13 protein-coding genes are annotated in these 16,272 nt (G+C 61.6%); 7 read left to right on the top strand and 6 right to left on the bottom strand.

What is annotated here, in order from left to right; translation table 11 throughout:
- The first annotated feature begins 4 nt into the window (after positions 1–4).
- Positions 5–427 carry a thioredoxin family protein gene (locus ACN9MW_RS13165; protein WP_426171306.1) on the top strand — a complete coding sequence of 141 codons (423 nt, stop codon included), beginning with the start codon at positions 5–7 and terminating at the stop codon, positions 425–427.
- Here ACN9MW_RS13165 and ACN9MW_RS13160 read toward each other — a convergent pair.
- Both ACN9MW_RS13160 and ACN9MW_RS13155 read right to left on the bottom strand, forming a co-directional pair.
- Complete coding sequence (locus tag ACN9MW_RS13160) at positions 413–2,680, bottom strand: molybdopterin cofactor-binding domain-containing protein (RefSeq protein WP_426171304.1); 2,268 nt, start codon at positions 2,678–2,680, stop codon at positions 413–415. The genes ACN9MW_RS13165 and ACN9MW_RS13160 overlap by 15 nt on opposite strands.
- A 10-nt stretch (positions 2,681–2,690) precedes the next feature.
- Positions 2,691–5,807 (bottom strand): EAL domain-containing protein, encoded by a 3,117-nt coding sequence (locus tag ACN9MW_RS13155; RefSeq protein WP_426171302.1) that lies wholly within the window; start codon positions 5,805–5,807, stop codon positions 2,691–2,693.
- 87 nt (positions 5,808–5,894) lie between these two features.
- Between ACN9MW_RS13155 and ACN9MW_RS13150 the strand changes: the two genes are divergently transcribed.
- Positions 5,895–6,410, top strand: a complete 516-nt coding sequence (locus ACN9MW_RS13150) for a DUF1993 domain-containing protein (protein WP_426171301.1) — start codon at positions 5,895–5,897, stop codon at positions 6,408–6,410.
- A gap of 172 nt (positions 6,411–6,582) precedes the next feature.
- On the opposite strand, the gene ACN9MW_RS13145 is transcribed toward ACN9MW_RS13150, so the two are convergent.
- Both ACN9MW_RS13145 and ACN9MW_RS13140 read right to left on the bottom strand, forming a co-directional pair.
- Complete coding sequence (locus ACN9MW_RS13145) at positions 6,583–6,777, bottom strand: DUF1289 domain-containing protein (RefSeq protein WP_426171300.1); 195 nt, start codon at positions 6,775–6,777, stop codon at positions 6,583–6,585.
- A complete protein-coding gene (locus ACN9MW_RS13140; protein ID WP_426171299.1) occupies positions 6,777–7,337 on the bottom strand; it encodes a DUF1415 domain-containing protein in 561 nt (186 codons plus the stop codon). The genes ACN9MW_RS13145 and ACN9MW_RS13140 overlap by 1 nt, the downstream gene beginning before the upstream one ends.
- A gap of 172 nt (positions 7,338–7,509) precedes the next feature.
- On the opposite strand from ACN9MW_RS13140, the gene ACN9MW_RS13135 reads away from it, so the two are divergent.
- From ACN9MW_RS13135 to ACN9MW_RS13120, 4 genes are all read left to right on the top strand, one after another.
- Positions 7,510–8,823 (top strand): transglycosylase SLT domain-containing protein, encoded by a 1,314-nt coding sequence (locus ACN9MW_RS13135; RefSeq protein ID WP_426171298.1) that lies wholly within the window; start codon positions 7,510–7,512, stop codon positions 8,821–8,823.
- A 96-nt stretch (positions 8,824–8,919) separates the two neighbouring features.
- Positions 8,920–9,711, top strand: a complete 792-nt coding sequence (gene fabI, locus ACN9MW_RS13130) for an enoyl-ACP reductase FabI (RefSeq protein ID WP_426171296.1) — start codon at positions 8,920–8,922, stop codon at positions 9,709–9,711.
- A 264-nt stretch (positions 9,712–9,975) separates the two neighbouring features.
- On the top strand, positions 9,976–10,512 hold the full coding sequence (locus ACN9MW_RS13125) for a sigma-70 family RNA polymerase sigma factor (protein WP_426171295.1): 537 nt from the start codon (positions 9,976–9,978) through the stop codon (positions 10,510–10,512).
- Complete coding sequence (locus tag ACN9MW_RS13120) at positions 10,509–11,249, top strand: hypothetical protein (protein ID WP_426171294.1); 741 nt, start codon at positions 10,509–10,511, stop codon at positions 11,247–11,249. Before ACN9MW_RS13125 ends, ACN9MW_RS13120 begins: the two co-directional genes overlap by 4 nt.
- 2 nt (positions 11,250–11,251) lie before the next feature.
- Here the strand turns inward: ACN9MW_RS13120 and ACN9MW_RS13115 are convergent, their stop codons facing one another.
- Together ACN9MW_RS13115 and ACN9MW_RS13110 are read right to left on the bottom strand one after the other, a co-directional pair.
- On the bottom strand, positions 11,252–14,092 hold the full coding sequence (locus ACN9MW_RS13115; protein WP_426171293.1) for a VIT domain-containing protein: 2,841 nt from the start codon (positions 14,090–14,092) through the stop codon (positions 11,252–11,254).
- A gap of 159 nt (positions 14,093–14,251) precedes the next feature.
- Positions 14,252–15,298, bottom strand: coding sequence for an RNA-guided endonuclease InsQ/TnpB family protein (locus ACN9MW_RS13110; RefSeq protein ID WP_426171291.1), 1,047 nt, complete (start codon positions 15,296–15,298; stop codon positions 14,252–14,254).
- 107 nt (positions 15,299–15,405) lie between these two features.
- Here ACN9MW_RS13110 and ACN9MW_RS13105 point away from each other — a divergent pair, with 107 nt between their 5' ends.
- A complete protein-coding gene (locus ACN9MW_RS13105; protein ID WP_426171289.1) occupies positions 15,406–16,266 on the top strand; it encodes an SPFH domain-containing protein in 861 nt (286 codons plus the stop codon).
- Positions 16,267–16,272: the final 6 nt, after the last annotated feature.

Below are 16,272 nucleotides of genomic sequence, written 5' to 3'. Positions count from 1 at the left end.
CCCCATGCACAGCACTACCCTACATGCCGACAACCGCGCCGAAGTAGCCGCCGCGCTGGCGCAGGACCACCTGGTCGTGGCCTGCCTGTGCGCCGCCTGGTGCGGCACCTGCGCATCCTACCGCGCGGTCTTCGAGGAACTGGCAAGCCGCCACCCGGACAAATACTTCCTGTGGGTCGATATCGAAGACCACGCCGACCTGGTCGGCGACCTTGATGTCGAAAACTTCCCTACCCTGCTGATCCAGCGCCACGAGCACGTGGCCTTCTTCGGCACCATGCTGCCCGATCCGAAGGTGGCACACCGCCTGATCGAAACCCAGGCCGACCTCTCCGACGAAGAACTGGAACGCCAGGCGGCGTCCACCCCGGAACGCCGCCAATGGCAGCAGGAGTGCAACCTGCGCGCCCTGTTAGGCCAAACGTAAAGGAAGGCTGCGCAGGCGCTGCCCCGTCAGCGCGAACACCGCGTTTGCCACGGCCGGCGCGATCGGCGGGGTAGCAGGTTCGCCGACGCCTTCCGGCGGCTCGGCGCTCAGCACGATCACCGTTTCCACCAGCGGCACCTCGTTCATGCGCAGCACCGGATAGTCGGCGAAATTGCTTTGCACGACCTTGCCGTCCTTGATGGTGATTTCACCGCCCAGGGCCGCAGACAGTCCATAGACCACGCCCGATTCCACCTGCTGCGCAATGATGTTCGGATTGACGGCGATGCCGCAGTCGATCGCGCACACCACGCGATGCACGCGGATCTGCTTGTCTTGCACCGACACCTCGGCCACCTGCGCGACGATGGTACCGAAGGACTGGTGCAGCGCCACGCCATACGCGCGCCCTTCCGGCGCCTTGCCCGCCTTGGAGATGGCCGCGTTCAGCACCGCCAGGTGGCGCGGGTGGCCAAGCAGCATGGTGCGGCGGAATTCCACCGGGTCCTTGCCGGCCGCACTGGCCATTTCGTCGACAAAGCTCTCCTTGAAGAAGGCGTTTTGCGAATGGCCTACCGAACGCCAGTTGCCCAGCGGGACGGCGCTGTCCGCCACGACGTGGTTGATCTGCTGGTTCGGGATTTCGTACTGCATGTCGTACACGCCCTCGGCAGTCGAGCGATCCGGCCCTGCCGCGGGCATGCGCAGGTTGCGCCTGGTGAACTGGTGGGTCAGCGCGCCGCCGGCCGTCTTGGCTTCCCAGGCAATGATATTGCCGGCCGCATCGAGGCCCGCGGTCATGCGCGCCACCGCGGCCGGACGGTACACGTCGTGCGTGGTGTCGTCTTCGCGGCTCCAGATCACCTGCACCGGCAGGCCCTTGGCTTCACGCGCAATGGCAACCGCCTGCGCCACCATGTCCATTTCCAGGCGGCGGCCAAAGCCGCCTCCCAGCAGGTATTCGTGCAGGATCACATTGGCTTCACTGACGCCGCCGACGCGCGCGGCAGCGGCGCGGGCAAAAGTCGGCGCCTGCGTGCCGACCCATACCGTGACCTTGCCGTCCTTGACCTGCGCAGTGCAGTTGATCGGCTCCATGCAGGCATGCGCCAGGTAAGGCACGCGGTACACCGACTTGATGGTGCGCAGTGCGCTGGATGCCTGCGCCATGTCGCCGCGCTTGTGGTAGTTGTCGCCGTCCTCCGCCTCCAGGGCGTTGGTCAGCGATGCATAGATTTCCTCGCTGGAGAGCTTGGCGTTCGGGCCTTCGTCCCAGCGGATCGGCAGCGCGGCGGCTGCCTGCCTGGCCTGCCAGTAGCTGCGCGCAAGGACGGCAACGCCGGCCCCGGCGCCATAGTTCTCTTCGATGGCATTGGAAAAGTCGATCACCGACAGCACGCCCGACATCTTCACCACCTCGCCCGGCGTCACGCCTGCGACCTTGCCGCCCACCACGGGCGACATGCGCACCGCTGCATACACCATGCCCTCGGGGCGCACATCGATGCCATACAGCGCCGTACCCTCCGACTTGCTGCGCGAATCGCGGCGCGGCACGCTGGTGCCGATCAGGCGGAAGCTGTGCGGGTCTTTCAGGGTCACCTTGCCCGGCTGGCCAAGCGCAGCGCGCGCGGCGACCACGCCATAGCCGACCGATTTCTTGCTGATGTCGTGATACAGTACGCCGTTCTCGGCACGCACCTGCTCCGGCGGCACCTTCCATTGCTGGGACACTTCGGCAACCAGCATGGCACGCGCCGTGGCGCCGGCCTCGCGCATCGAAGTCCAGGCATCTTTCACGCTGGACGAGCCGCCGGTAATCACAATGCCCATCTCGCGCGCCACCTTGCCCAGCATCCAGCTCGCCAGCTCGCGCGAGCGGCCGGTATCGTCCGGATGGAACGGCAGGGTTTCACGCATCACCGCCAGGTTGGCGTAGATCTTGTCGGCCGGCGCCTGGATGACCTTGATCGCGTCCAGGCTCACATCCAGCTCCTCCGCCACCAGCATGGACAGCGCCGTGTGCACGCCCTGCCCCATTTCCGCACGCGGCATGGCCAGTTGTACGCTGCCGTCGGGGGCAATGGCGATCCAGCCATTCAGGGCGACAGCGCCGTTTTCAAGCGGCAGCGGCGCCTGCCCGCGCACGCGCTGGCGCGGCGGCATCACGCCCCAGCCCACCACCATCGCCCCGGCGACGGCAACGCCGCTCAGCAGGAAACGGCGACGGGAAAATTTCTTCGGTTTGAGCATGGCACTCTCGTTAAGGCAGCCAGCGCTGCAGCAAATCCTCCGGCATGACCGGACGGCTGTAATAGAATCCCTGCGCCTGGTTGCAGCCGTGGCGCAGCAGGAAGGCCGCCTGCTGCTCCGTCTCCACGCCTTCGGCGATAACGGACAGGTTCATGCTGCGCCCCAGCTGGATAATGGCAATTGCGATCGCCTCGTCGTTGACGTCGGTCGAAATGTCCTTGATGAAGGAGCGGTCGATCTTCAGAGTCTGCACCGGCATCTGCTTCAGGTAAGCCAGGGACGAATAGCCGGTGCCGAAATCATCGATCGCCAGCGACACGCCAACCGCGTGCAGATCGTTGATGAAGCCCAGCGCATCGCCGGTATTCATGATTACCGACTCGGTCACTTCAAGTTGCAGGCGATGCGGCTCCAGGCCGGTTTCACGCAGGATGTCGGCCACGGTGGTGACCATGCTGCCGCGCTCGAACTGCTTGGCGGACAGGTTGACCGCGATCTTCGGCACGTGCAGGCCGGCCTCCTGCCAGCGCACCATCTGCCGGCAAGCTTCGTACAGCACCCACTGGCCCAGCTGGCTGATGAAGCCCGTATCCTCGGCCAGGGGGATGAATCGATTCGGCGGCACCAGCCCCAGTTCCGGATGGTTCCAGCGCACCAGGGCTTCCACGCCCAGCAGCTTGCCGGTATCGATTTCCACCTGCGGCTGGAAGTTCAGGAACACTTCCTCTTTCTCGATGGCGCGGCGCAAATAGGTTTCCAGGCGCAGGCGCTCGACGCCCTCGCCCGACATGGAAGGCTGGTAGAAACGGTAGCCGTTGCGGCCGCGCGCCTTGGCCTGGTACATGGCCACGTCGGCATTACGGATCAGCATATTCAGGTCGCTCGCATCGGTCGGGAACACCGAGACGCCGATCGAGCAGGTCACGAACAGTTCGTGGCCCGCCACCATGAAAGGATGTTCGAACATCGTCACCAGCTTTTCAGCCACCTGGCCGGCGCCATACTGGCCTTCCACATCCTCGAGCAGCACGATGAACTCATCGCCGCCAAGGCGCGCCAGGGTGTCGCCTTCGCGCAGTTTTTCCGACAGCGCATGCGCCACCTGCTTCAGCAGCTCGTCGCCGATGTGGTGGCCCAGGGTGTCGTTGACGTTCTTGAAGCGGTCCAGGTCGATGAACAGCAGCGCCAGCTGCTCGTTGCCACGCGTGGCGCGCTGGATGGCGTGCTGCAGGCGGTCGTGGAACAGCAGGCGGTTCGGCAACTGGGTCAGGGCGTCGTGGTGGGCCAGGTGGTCCAGCTTTTCCTGCGATTGCTTGACCAGGGTAATGTCGCTGAACACGCCGACATAGTGGGTCGTCACGCCGCGCGTATCGCGCACCGCGGTCAGCGTCAGCCACTCCAGGAACAACTCGCCGCTCTTGCGCATGCTCCAGATTTCGCCGCGCCAATAGCCATGCTCCACCAGCTCTTTCCACAACTCGGCGTGGAAACCTTCGTCGTGGCGGCCGGAGCGCGTCAGGCCAACGTCGTGGCCCAAGGCTTCCGCTTCGGTGTAGCCCGTAATCTGGGTGAAGGCCGGGTTGACCGCCACGATGGTGCCCTTGTCGTCGATCACCATCACGCCGTCGGCGATGTGTTCCAGCACGGTGGCCGACAGGCGCAGTTTTTCTTCCGCTTCCTTGCGGGCGCTGATGTCGGCATAGACCCAGATCGAACCTTCGTTCGGGCGGTTCTGGTCGATGGCGCAGCCGGACACCATGCACCAGAACAGCGAGCCATCCTGGCGCCGGTAGTTGCGCTCTTCGCTGAAGTACTCGCCGCTGCCCAGGGTGGAATACTGGCGCGCGCCGGCCGATTCGAAATCGAAGGTGGTGGGGAACACGATGGCGGTGGAAGCGCCGATCATCTGGCCGGGCTCATAGCCGAATAGCTCTTCGCAGCGGCGGTTGACCGAGACGATGGTCCGGTGGCGCACGAACATCACGCCGAACATCACGTTATCCAGGATCGCACTCTGCTCGGCCAGCAGGGCTTCGATGCGCATTTCGTTGTGCTTGCGCTGGCTGATGTCGGAGATGATGCCGTCCACCCAAGGCGCCCCGCCCGCCTCCACCGCCTGCGGCTGGCCATTCTCGGCCACCCAGCGCTCGGTGCCGGTGGAGTCCATGATGCGATATTCGATTTCGTAGGGCTTGCCGTCCTGGATCGCCTGCACCACCACGCGGCGCTGGCGCTTGCGGTCTTCCGGGCAAATCAGGTTGGCCCAAGCGTGCGTGGTGCTGCGCATGAACTGCGACGCCGAATAGCCGGAGATCTCCTCGATGGCGTCCGACACGAAATCGATCGGGCCGTCGGGACGGAAGCGGAACACGGCGCCCGGCACCTGGGTCACGATGGTGCGGAAGCGCTCCTCGCGCTGGGCAATATCTTCAAACAGGTGCTTGATCGCCACTCGCATCTGGTCCAGCTGGCCTGCCAGGCGCCCCAGTTCATCGCTGCCGCTCAACTCCATGCGTGTTTCGAAGTCGCCATGCGACAGGCGGTCGGAGAAGCGCATCAGCTTGCGCAAGGGCTTCAGCAGGCGCTGGTTCAGGAACAGCACGATCAGCAACAGCGACACCGTGAGCTGGGCCGCCAGCACGAAGACATAGGAAAGCTGCTTCTCGCGCAATTCCTGCTGGCTGCGGGCGTCGTCCATCTCGACCATGATCTTGCCGATCTTTTCGCCGCGCACCGTGATTTCACGCTCGGCCCGCACCACGTTGCCGATGGCGCGCTTGGGCGCTTCGACGTGCATGAACTGGGTGTCGGCCTGGCCGGTGACCTGCACCTGCAGCACCGAGCGGTCGCGCATGACGGATTCGACCAGCGAGTGAGCCGATTCCGCATTCATGTTCCACAGGGATTCCTGCATGCCCAGGGCCAGGATGTCGGCGTTGCGCTGCAGCGATTCGTTGAGGGCGGTCTGGGCGGACTTCTGTTCGTGCACCCCGATCAGCAGGTAAGAGCCGATAATGGCAGGAATCACCAGGCCGCCGAATACCACCAGTAACAAGGCGCCATAAATCGACAGCCCATACAGAGCGCTCAGGCGGGACCTTAATTTGTTATAAAAATTCCGAGCCATTCAGCGGGTCTGGTGGAAAAGATTATCCAGCAGCAATTATGCACGTAACGCGCTATCATCGCTACTCTATATCAGAGGAGTTTACCCATGTCGTTTTCCATGTATTCCGCTTCGATTCCGGTGTTCCGCCAGATCCTCGGCAGCCTGTTGGCCATCCTGGACAAGACCGAGGCCCACATCGAGGAAAAGAAGATTGATCCGAATGCCCTGCTGCAGTTCCGCTTGTTCCCGGACATGCTGCCTTTTACCCGTCAAATCCAGATTGCTGCTGACTTTGCCAAGGGCGCAGGCGCAAGACTGGCCGGCGCGGATGTGCCGATTTACGAAGATACTGAAAAGACCATTGGTGAATTAAAACTGCGCATCCAGCGCACGCTGACTTTCCTGGACTCGCTGCCACGCCAGGCGATTGAGGATTCTGCGCAACGTTCAGTGACTACTGGTAGCGGAGAAAAGGCCAAGCAGTGGGTTGGCCAGGAGTATTTGATGCATTATGCGTTGCCGCATTTCACCTTCCATGCGACCACTGCGTACAACATCCTGCGCCATAATGGGCTGGAGATTGGGAAGAAGGATTTTATTGGGTCGTGGAAGGCTGAGTAAAACCGGCAAACCCGGGTCTGACCCGCAGGGTCAGACCCTGTCAGATTGTCGGCCTCGGGCGTAGGTTCTGGGCCTTTGACGTTCGTCGAAGATCAAAGGCGGACAACCTTAACCCCTGGCCGCGAAACCGTTAAGGGTCTGACCCTGCGGGTCAGACCCTGAATTACCGGTTTCAGGAATTCCGCCGCGGATACCCCTGCGCCAGAATCCGCTGCCAAACCTTCTCCTTCTCCTCCGCACTCATGGCCACCCAGTGCGCCACCTCGATATAAGTGCGCCCACAACCGCGGCAGATCTCATCAAAGGTCGTCGAGCAAACCGCCACGCAAGGCGTATCCGGCCGCTCAGGTAATTTCTCTTCCGCCATCACTTCACCTGCAAGCCCAGCCTGTCCCAACCCTCATGGCCGAGTTTTTCCATGGTGTCGATATTCTTCTCGAAAATATCGGCCGCCTCCGGGAAAGCCTCCACCGCCTTGTCGATCGAAGCCTCGCGCAGCAGGTGCAAGGTCGGGTAAGGCGAACGGTTCGTATAGTTCGAAATATCGTTCTTGTCGGTATCCGCGAACTGGTATTCGGGATGGAAGCTCGCCACCTGCAGCTCGCCATCCAGCTTCAGCTCTTCCAAAGCTGCGTCCGCCACATCCAGGAATTCGTTGTAATCCCCAAAATCCTGCAGCACCAGCGGGTGGATCAGCAAGGTCGTGTCGACCACTTCCGGATCTTCCTCAGCCAGGAACTCCAGCTCCTTGATCAGGTCGTCCAGCAATTCCTCAGGCGAGGAAGCCTCCGACACGACATAGCGCACCTGCTTTTTCACGTGCACGGCCTTGGCGAAGGGGCACAGGTTCAAACCGATGACCGCCTTCTCCAGCCACTGCTCGGTTGCCGCGATAACGGCTTCGTAATCCACTGGGGTGTTGCTCATTTATACATCCAAAAGTCGTTATCCAAGACACCAATTATATAGCTTGATCGACATAATTATCCAAGAAAATCAGGCACATAGCGAATTTTTCCTTGACTCGACAAGGTTTCAACCCTACACTCCGCCATTAGATAGTCCGCCCTTTGTTTCCACAAGACAACTGCGAAACGCTATGCAAGAACGAATCAAAAGTGCTGTCCTGATCGCTTTGGCGCTGAGCGCCGCGCTCCCGGCAGCCTCCTCCCTGGCCTCCACCGACACCGCGAAATCCCTGGTGATGCAGGTGCCTGCCGTGGAAGAATACAAGGAAACCGACGTCTGGGGCCGCATCCGCTCCGGCTACGCCATTCCCGACGTGAACAACGAGCTGGTCGCCAAGCATGTGAAGTGGTACGCCGACCGCCAGGATTACCTCGACCGCACCACCGCCCGCGCCTCGCTCTATCTCTACCACGTGGTGGAAGAGCTGGAAAAGCGCGGCATGCCGACCGAACTGGCCCTGCTTCCCTTCATCGAATCCGCCTTCAATCCGCAAGCCCTGTCGACCGCCAATGCCGCCGGCCTGTGGCAGTTCGTGCCGGGCACCGGCCGCGACTACGACCTGAAGCAGAACGCCTTCAAGGATGACCGCCGCTCCGTGTTGGCCTCGACCGACGCCGCCTTGAGCTACCTGCAGCGCCTGTACACCATGTTCGGCGACTGGCACCTGGCCCTGGCCGCCTACAACTGGGGCGAAGGCAATGTGCAGAAAGCCGTCCAGCGCAACCGCGCCGCCGGCAAACCGACCAATTTCGAAAGCCTGGCCGAACTCATGCCGGCCGAGACCCGCAACTACGTGCCGAAGCTGCAGGCGGTGAAGAATATCGTCGCCAACCCGTCGCAATACGCCGTACACCTGCCGGTGATCGACAACGAGCCATATTTCACCGCGATCGACAAGACCCGCGACATCGACATGGCGCTGGCTGCCAAGCTGGCCGAAATCTCGGTCGACGAGTTCAAGGCCCTGAACCCGCAGTTCAAGAAACCCGTCATTACCGGCAACGAGCAGACCAAGATCCTGCTGCCGACCGAGAATGCCGCCAAGTTCGCCGCCAACCTGGCCTCGTGGACCCACGCCCTGTCGAGCTGGACCACCCACAAGATTTCCAGCGCCCGTGAGAGCATTGCCTCCCTGGCCCGCAAGTTCGGCACCACCCCGGATGCCATCCGCCAGGCCAATAATATGCCGCAACGGTCGGTGCTGAAGGCTGGCTCGACCATCCTGGTGCCGAATATTTCCGCCTCCGCCGCCGGCCCGGACATTTCGACCGACGTGATTGAAAACGCCGTGATGGCCGTGGAAAACGAACGCTCCGGCCCAAAACGCAGCAACTACCGTCAAGCCTCCTCATCGCGCAGCGATTCCAAGCCAGCGGTCAGCATGGTCAAGGCACGCGTGAGGCGTGACGAAGCCGGCAAATCGAAGTCCCGCCGCAGCAATTAACCGTGTTGCCAACACGCTACCCCTTGCCAAACTTGCAGGGGTAGCGTCAGCACGTTTACAATCCCGTTCTTGCGGTATAACCCCATTGGAGTAGATATGGCTTTCTTGCAAGGCAAAAAAATCCTGATTACTGGCGTCCTGTCCAACCGTTCCATCGCTTACGGCATTGCTAAGGCAGCCCACCGCGAAGGCGCCGAACTGGCTTTCACCTACGTTGGCGAGCGCTTCAAAGACCGCATCACTGAATTCGCCGCCGAATTCGGCAGCAATCTGGTCTTCGACTGCGACGTGACCAGCGACGAACAAATCGCCAACCTGTTCACCGACCTGGCCAAGAGCTGGGACCGCCTGGACGGTTTCGTGCACGCCATCGGCTTTGCCCCACGCGAAGCGATTGCCGGCGAATTCCTGGATGGCCTGACCCGCGAAAACTTCCGCGTAGCCCACGATATTTCGGCGTACAGCTTCCCAGCGATGGTGAAAGCCGCCCTGCCGCTGCTGAAGCCAGGCTCCTCCGTGCTGACCCTGTCCTACCTGGGCGCGGTTCGTGCGATCCCTTACTACAACACCATGGGCCTGGCCAAGGCATCGCTGGAAGCGTCCGTGCGTTACCTGGCAGAGAACCTGGGCCAGCACGGCATCCGCTCCAACGGCATTTCCGCCGGCCCGATCAAGACCCTGGCAGCCTCCGGCATCAAGGACTTCGGCAAGCTGCTCGGCTTTGCCGCCGGCCATGCACCGCTGCGCCGAAATGTGACCATTGAAGAAGTGGGTAATGCCGCAGCCTTCCTGCTGTCGGACCTGTCGTCCGGCATCACCGGCGACATCATGTACGTCGACGGCGGCTTCTCGCACGTGATGGGCCTGAACTCGAGCGATTACGAATAATCATCCCCGCCGCAGAACAGAAGCCGCCTCCGGGCGGCTTTTGTTTTTAATTCGGGGTCAGGTCTGTCATTTGGACACCCAAACCAATCCTTTGATATATCTCAATACGTCAAAACGGCTATTTGGGCGTCTTGAGATAGATCAATGCTCATGCTCGCGTGTCCAAATGACAGACCTGACCCCGAATTTAGCTGGCTTGCGCAGAATCAATGAATTGACTAAAGTGGTCGCCTTGATTTTGCTTATAGAAGCTGCCCGCCCCGCATGCCCACCGACCATTCCGACGACGAATTGATGCTGCGTTACCGCGATGGCGAGCTGTCGGCCTTTCAGGAACTGTATCGCCGCCATAGCCGCGGCCTGTACCGCTTCCTGGCCTGGCGCAGCGGGCGTACCGAGTGGGCGGATGAGGTGGCGCAGGAAACCTGGCTGGCGGTGCACCATGCCCGCTCGCGCTATGCTGCGCAAGGCAGCTTCCGCAGCTACCTGTTCCAGATCGGCCGCAATCGGCTGGCCGATATGCAGCGCCAGCCCGATATCGATGATGGCGGCGACATATGCCTGGTGCAGGACTCTGCCGAAGCCACTGCACTCGACCGCCAGCAAAACCTGGCGTTGCACGCTGCGATCCGCCAGCTCCCGTCCGAGCAGAAGGAGGCACTGGTGCTGCAGCATTTCAGCGGTTTGAGCATCGACGAAATTGCGCTGGTGGTTGCCGCGCCAGCCGAGACAGTGAAGAGCCGCCTGCGCTACGCCATGCGTAAGCTGCGCGAGCAATTCAAGCAGGAGGAGACGGTATGACGCCGGTCGACAAGGACGATTTCGAAGACGCGGACCTGGCGCGTCGCTTGGCCGCCCTGCCGCAGCCGGAGCCATCTGCAGAGCTCGACGCGGCCATCTTCGCGCAAATCCAGAAAGACCTGGCTCCCGGCCCTGCCGCAGCCAACGATCCGGCTGCCGATGCCCCGCGCCCTAAACCAAAGCATCGCTATCGCGCACCGCTGGCATTTGCGGCGAGCCTGGCCGGCATCGCGATCCTGTTCCCAGTCTGGCGCAGCTACCAGCATCAGGAATTGCAGCCTGTTGAGGTGCGAATCGTTCCGGAAGAAGCGCCAGCAGCCCTGCCTGCGCCGATGATCAGCAACGACCATGCCGACGCCGCTGCAGACAAAAAACGCGAATCCGCCACTGTTGAAGCGAAGCCGGCACAGCCTGTGCCGATAGCGGAAGTGCCGATACGGGAGGCGGAACCGACGGCAGCCGCTGCCCTGCCACCGCCACCTCCTGTGCCCGCAGCAGCGCCGCGCGCCGCACCACCGGCGCAAGCCCGTGAAATGGATGAACTGGATCCTCCACCCAAGCCAGCCTCAGGTTCGCTGGATGCCGAAAGCCCGAAAGACTGGCTGCAAGCCATCGAGCGCATGCTGGATGCCGGCGACACTGGGTCTGCCGCCGTGCAGTGGAAGCGCTTCCGCAAAGCCCACCCGGACTATCCGGTGCCGGATATCCTGGCAAGCCGCCTGAACGCGCTCGAATAGCGCTACTTCGGCTTTACCTCAAACTCGCCGACCAGGATCGAGCTGCCCTGCTCCTTCAGGCGCAAGGTGACCATCTTGTCATCCGCCTTCAGCGTGCCAAAGCCGGTCGTAAAGTGAAGCTGCAGCGTGGTAGCTCCGGTGACGATCTGCTGCCCGCTGCCGAAGTAATTGACCTCGACGCGGTAAATGCCCGGCTTGGCGTTGCGCAACATGAATTCTTCAGGGCCGTAACCACCAGTGAAGTCGCGTGACATGCGGCCGCCCTGATAACTCAGTTGGTGGCCAAAGTAGGCGCGCTCGCCATCTGGATCAATTACATGCAGGTCCATATCGCTGTTGTCCGCATCCCAGGTCAGCACCACCCGCAAGTCCACCGGCAGGTTGCGCAACAAGCGTGAATCCATGCCGCGCGTATCGAGCGTGCGACCGGCTGCTTTGGCGCGCGCAACGATCGCATTCAGCTCCGACAGTGCGATCAGCTCCACATCGGCAAAGCGCCCGTCCCATGGTCGCAACACTACTTGGTACAGTTGTTCGATGGCTCGCTGTTCCTGGCCGCTGGCGGCAAGCGCCAACCCGAGGTCACGGAAGGACTGCGGCTCCTCCTCTGCCATGTCCTGCACGCGCTCCAGCAAGGGAACGGCCAATCTTGGAGCGCCTGCTTCCATCAATCGATAGGCCAGCACGCGCAGCACGTGGCGATTCTCCAGCTCCATCTCGGCCAGGTTGGACAACACGCGCAGGCCCAGGTCACGCTGGCCGCGCTCCAGCATCAGCCCTGCCACGTCGAGCAGAAAGGCGCTGCTCCCCGAGTGCGATGGACGTTCGTCAAGATAGATGCGGTACATATCGCCTGCCGCTGCCTTGCGCATGCGCGCCGTATAGGGCGCGTCCGGCTGCCATGCCTTCAAACGGACGCTTACACCACCGTTGATTCGCTTATCTGCGGGGATATCCAGCTCGTCGATTACTACCGGGGCCGCGGCAGGAGCAGCGCGCGCAGCCATAGCTGGCGGAGGCGGCGGCGCCGGCATTGCCTCCATCATCGGCGCCTCGACAATCCGCTTTTCCGTGCCGTCGGCGGTCGTTTCCATCTTCGGCGCTGGCGGACGGGTCTTGGGAAATGGCTTCTCCCACCAAGCTACCTTGGCCTGGAACTCCCGAACCACATTGTCCAGGTGCTTGACGCGTTGGCTGGCGATCTGGCTGCGGTTTTCTGCCTTCATTTTTTCAAAGGCGGCGCGATACTTCTCCGGCGGCGCCACATCGTGCCGCACGTAGTCTTCCAATTGCTCCAGCACGAGCAGGGAGGTTTCGCGGGTCGGCAGGCCGAACTCCAGCCCAATGCGCCTGATCGCGGCCCGATTCAGTTCGTAGTTGCCCTCCAGTTGGGCAATGCGCCGGTTGGCCCACCACCACGCGGCCAGGGGATGCTGCGTACTTTTTCCTGCGGCATCGAGGGCAATCTCGTATTTCCTGCCCTGGTTATCCAGGGTCACAACCAGCGGTTCCCGGCCCCGAACCTTGCCGGCCACGCGCAGCAGGCCAGCACGCACCTGGCTTTCATCAACCACTACATCGCCAGCCTGCATGCCGGTCGCGCCGCTTACCCGAACGCCATCGGTGAGCAGTTCCTGCGAGGCGTGCTGTGCGTCGACCGGATCGATGGCGATATGCCGGCCACCGTTTGCATTGGCCCATGCCGCCAAGCGTGCAGTGTCGGCGCCAGCACTGGAGCTCAGGGTGAACAGGCGGCGGCCTTTGGCGAGCTGCGGGAACGCGCCTGTGCCATAGTTTCGCAAGCCGTCGCTGAACATCAGGTATTCGTCGACGTCGGGCTGCGGCTGCCAGTCGGCCAGTGCGCTGGCGCCGTCGTAGACGGTCGATTCGAGTTCATCAATCAAGATGCCGGACTGCCCCTTCGCCACTTTGACAACTTTGGCCGGCTCCGCCTTGTCGCGCAGGCGCACCAGGCGCACTTCAACGCTCCCTGCTGCATCGAGATAACTCGCCAGCACGCGCAATTCCGCTTTCAGGGCGCGGTGCGCGCCGGAGCTGGAGCTATCCCACAGCACGCCAAGCACTTTCGGCAACGCACGCGGCTTGCGTTCGGCAGGCACCGGCACTTCCGCCAGGAAGTATTGCTGGCCATTGAACTCCTCCACATAAGTTTTCGGCTTGTCCTGCGCCGCGGGCACACGCACCAGGATTTCGCCTTTCGCCTTCGCCACGTCCAATTGCCAGCCGCCCTGCGCACGGGTGAAGCGTTCCGGCAGGCCGATGGCGACCGGCGCATCCTCGCTTTCCATGACGCGGACATCCAGCGCGGCCGGAATGCTGAAATGCTTCAACGGCAGCCGGTAGCTCCAGCTCTTTTGTTGACGTACCAGCATGGCCGCATATTTCAGTTCCACCGTTCGCGTGCCGCGGCCCGGGATCGGATAGATGCGCAGCTTGAAGTTGTTCCCTTGCGTCTGCTCCAGCAGAGCCGGGTCGATGCGGCGCCGTTCTTCGGCCTCCAGGATTTGCCGCCCGCGCTCCTTCTCGACCGGCACTGCGGGGCGCAGTTCCCCTCTGACATCGAGCGCAAAGCCTGTTACCTGCTGGCCTTCGCCAAGCGGGAACTGCAGGTCTCCCTCAAGCTGGCGATGGTTCGGGTTATAAAAGACCAGCTTCACTGTCGTTTCCGCCATACCGCCTGAAATGACCGTCTGCACAGCCGCGCTTTGTACGCGGACTGGCGCTTCGCCGCCGGTCGTGTTCGACCTGATTAATGGTGGTGTCTGGGCCATGGCCGCGCCGCCGGCCAGCATGCACAGCACCAGGATGAGCCTTGCCAACATGATTACTCCCTTCAAAATGAACGCTTCTGAACAGGAATCGGGCTGGCGGGAAAAAAGGGGTTAAACAAACGAGAATAATTTGACAACGCAAAAAAGTGAGACTAAAGTGATATCACTTTGATTTAACCCACCTGGATGGATCTTGACGTCCTCCCCGCCCTAAACGACGGGGATTCCTGCTTCCAGCGTCGCACGTCCGCGACGGAGAATGTTTAACGCAGCATTTCGATCACGATCATGTTCTACACCACAGTCGCTGCATTGCCATTCTCTTATTCCAAGGCCTGCGATACCCTTCGGCCTCGAATCGGGCAATGCACCACAATTCGAGCAGGTCTGGGTGGTAAAACTCTCATCAACTTCCACGTACCGCGCGCCATGCTTAACAGCCTTGTACGCCAGCATCGCCCGGAAGGACGACCAGCCTGCATCAAGCACGGACTTCGCCAGGCTGGTCTGGGCGAGTCCGCTGGCATTGACGTTGCCAACTGCGATATGGTCAAAGGTGCGGACGATCTCGGCCGACCGTTTGTGAAGGAAATCCAGTCTTCGTCGAGCCGTACGCGCCTGAATAGCCTTCACACGGCGTCGCTTTTGCGCACGCTGCGCCACAGCGAGTGCCGCTTCGGCGGCGCGGTAAAAGCAGGGCGCAGGAATCTTTTCGCCTTCGGACAAAGTGGCCAGATCTTTCAAGCCAAGGTCAATGCCGACACCATGCTCAAGAGGACACACCGGCGGTTCGGCCACCTCGATCACAATATTGAGAAACCAATTGCCCCGGCTGTCTTGCGAGAAGCACGTGCCGTCCTTGATCTTCCCTTCCGGCAGCGGGCGCGAGTAAAACACACGAAAGGTATTGCCGGCAAAACGAAACGCGTTACCTTCCCGATGCAGGTCGCGACCTTTGAACGGTACCCAGCCCAACGATTTGCGGCCTCGGTAGCGCAGGTAAGGCCTATGGTGCTGCGCTCTGGACTTGGCGAACTGCTCGCATACAGCATTGATGACACCGGAGTGCAACTCCAGTTCCTTGCTGCTGCCTGTCGTCAGCTTGTTCAGATCAAAACCTGTCAGCCATGGACGACCAAAACGCAAGGCATCCTTCTGCCGGTCGTTGCAGTAATTCCAGACGAAGTTCACTTTACGTGCTTGCTGATTAAGCAGCCCGTTCTTCGACTTCACGCGGAAACGGTAGACGATAATCATACTGTAACTTTATACAGTATCTCACTAATTTCAAGGAACCCGGCCGCTTTGCGGCCGGCTCCTTTCACTCCCCGCCCTGAAGGACGGGGTTTCTGGGAGCAATTCTGATGAACCGAACCGAAAAGCCGTTTTCGTCTTACAGTGGATACCTGGCGTTGACCGTTGTCGTTGTGCTGGCGATATTCGCTTTCCTTTTGCTGCGTGGATTTCAGCCGCTGCTGGCCGCAGCCTGCGTCATCGTGGCGGTATTCCTCGCGCCAGGTCTGTACATGCTGCAGCCGAACGAAAGCGCCATCCTGACCCTGTTCGGCCAGTACATCGGCACCGACCGCAATGAGGGTCTGCGCTGGGCCTTCCCGCTGTACCGCAAGCAGCGCTTGTCGCTGCGCGCCCGCAACCTCAATGCGCCAACGCTGAAAGTGAACGACAAGCGCGGCAACCCGGTGGAGATTTCAGCCGCCATCGTCTGGCGCGTGCAGGATACGGCCCAGGCCATCTTCGACGTGGATGATTTCGAGCGCTACGTGGCGGTGCAGGCGGAGGCCGCCATCCGCCACCTCGCCTCGCGCTATGCCTACGATGACGGCGAAGACCTCGCCAAAGGCGAAATGACACTGCGTTCCGGCATGGATGAAGTTTCGTTTGCGCTGCGCAGTGAGCTGCAGGAACGCTTCAAAGCAGCCGGCGTGGAGACGGTGGACGCCAAGCTGACCCACCTCGCCTATGCTCCCGAAATCGCGCAAGTCATGCTGCGCCGCCAGCAGGCCGAAGCCATCGTCAGCGCCCGCTCCCGCATCGTGCATGGTGCCGTCAGCATGGTCGAATCCGCCCTGCATGCCCTGGCCGAGCGTGAGATCGTCGAGCTGGATTCGGAGCGCAAGGCGGCGATGGTCAGCAACCTGCTGGTGGTACTGTGCTCCGATAAAGAGACTCAGCCTATCGTCAACACAGGCACACTGTATAACTGAGGCAAG

This window comes from Pseudoduganella sp. R-34, assembly GCF_049904655.1.
Taxonomy (GTDB): domain Bacteria; phylum Pseudomonadota; class Gammaproteobacteria; order Burkholderiales; family Burkholderiaceae_D; genus Rugamonas.
The sequence above is the reverse complement of the archived record's forward strand: the minus strand, read 5'-3'. Positions and strand labels throughout refer to the sequence as shown.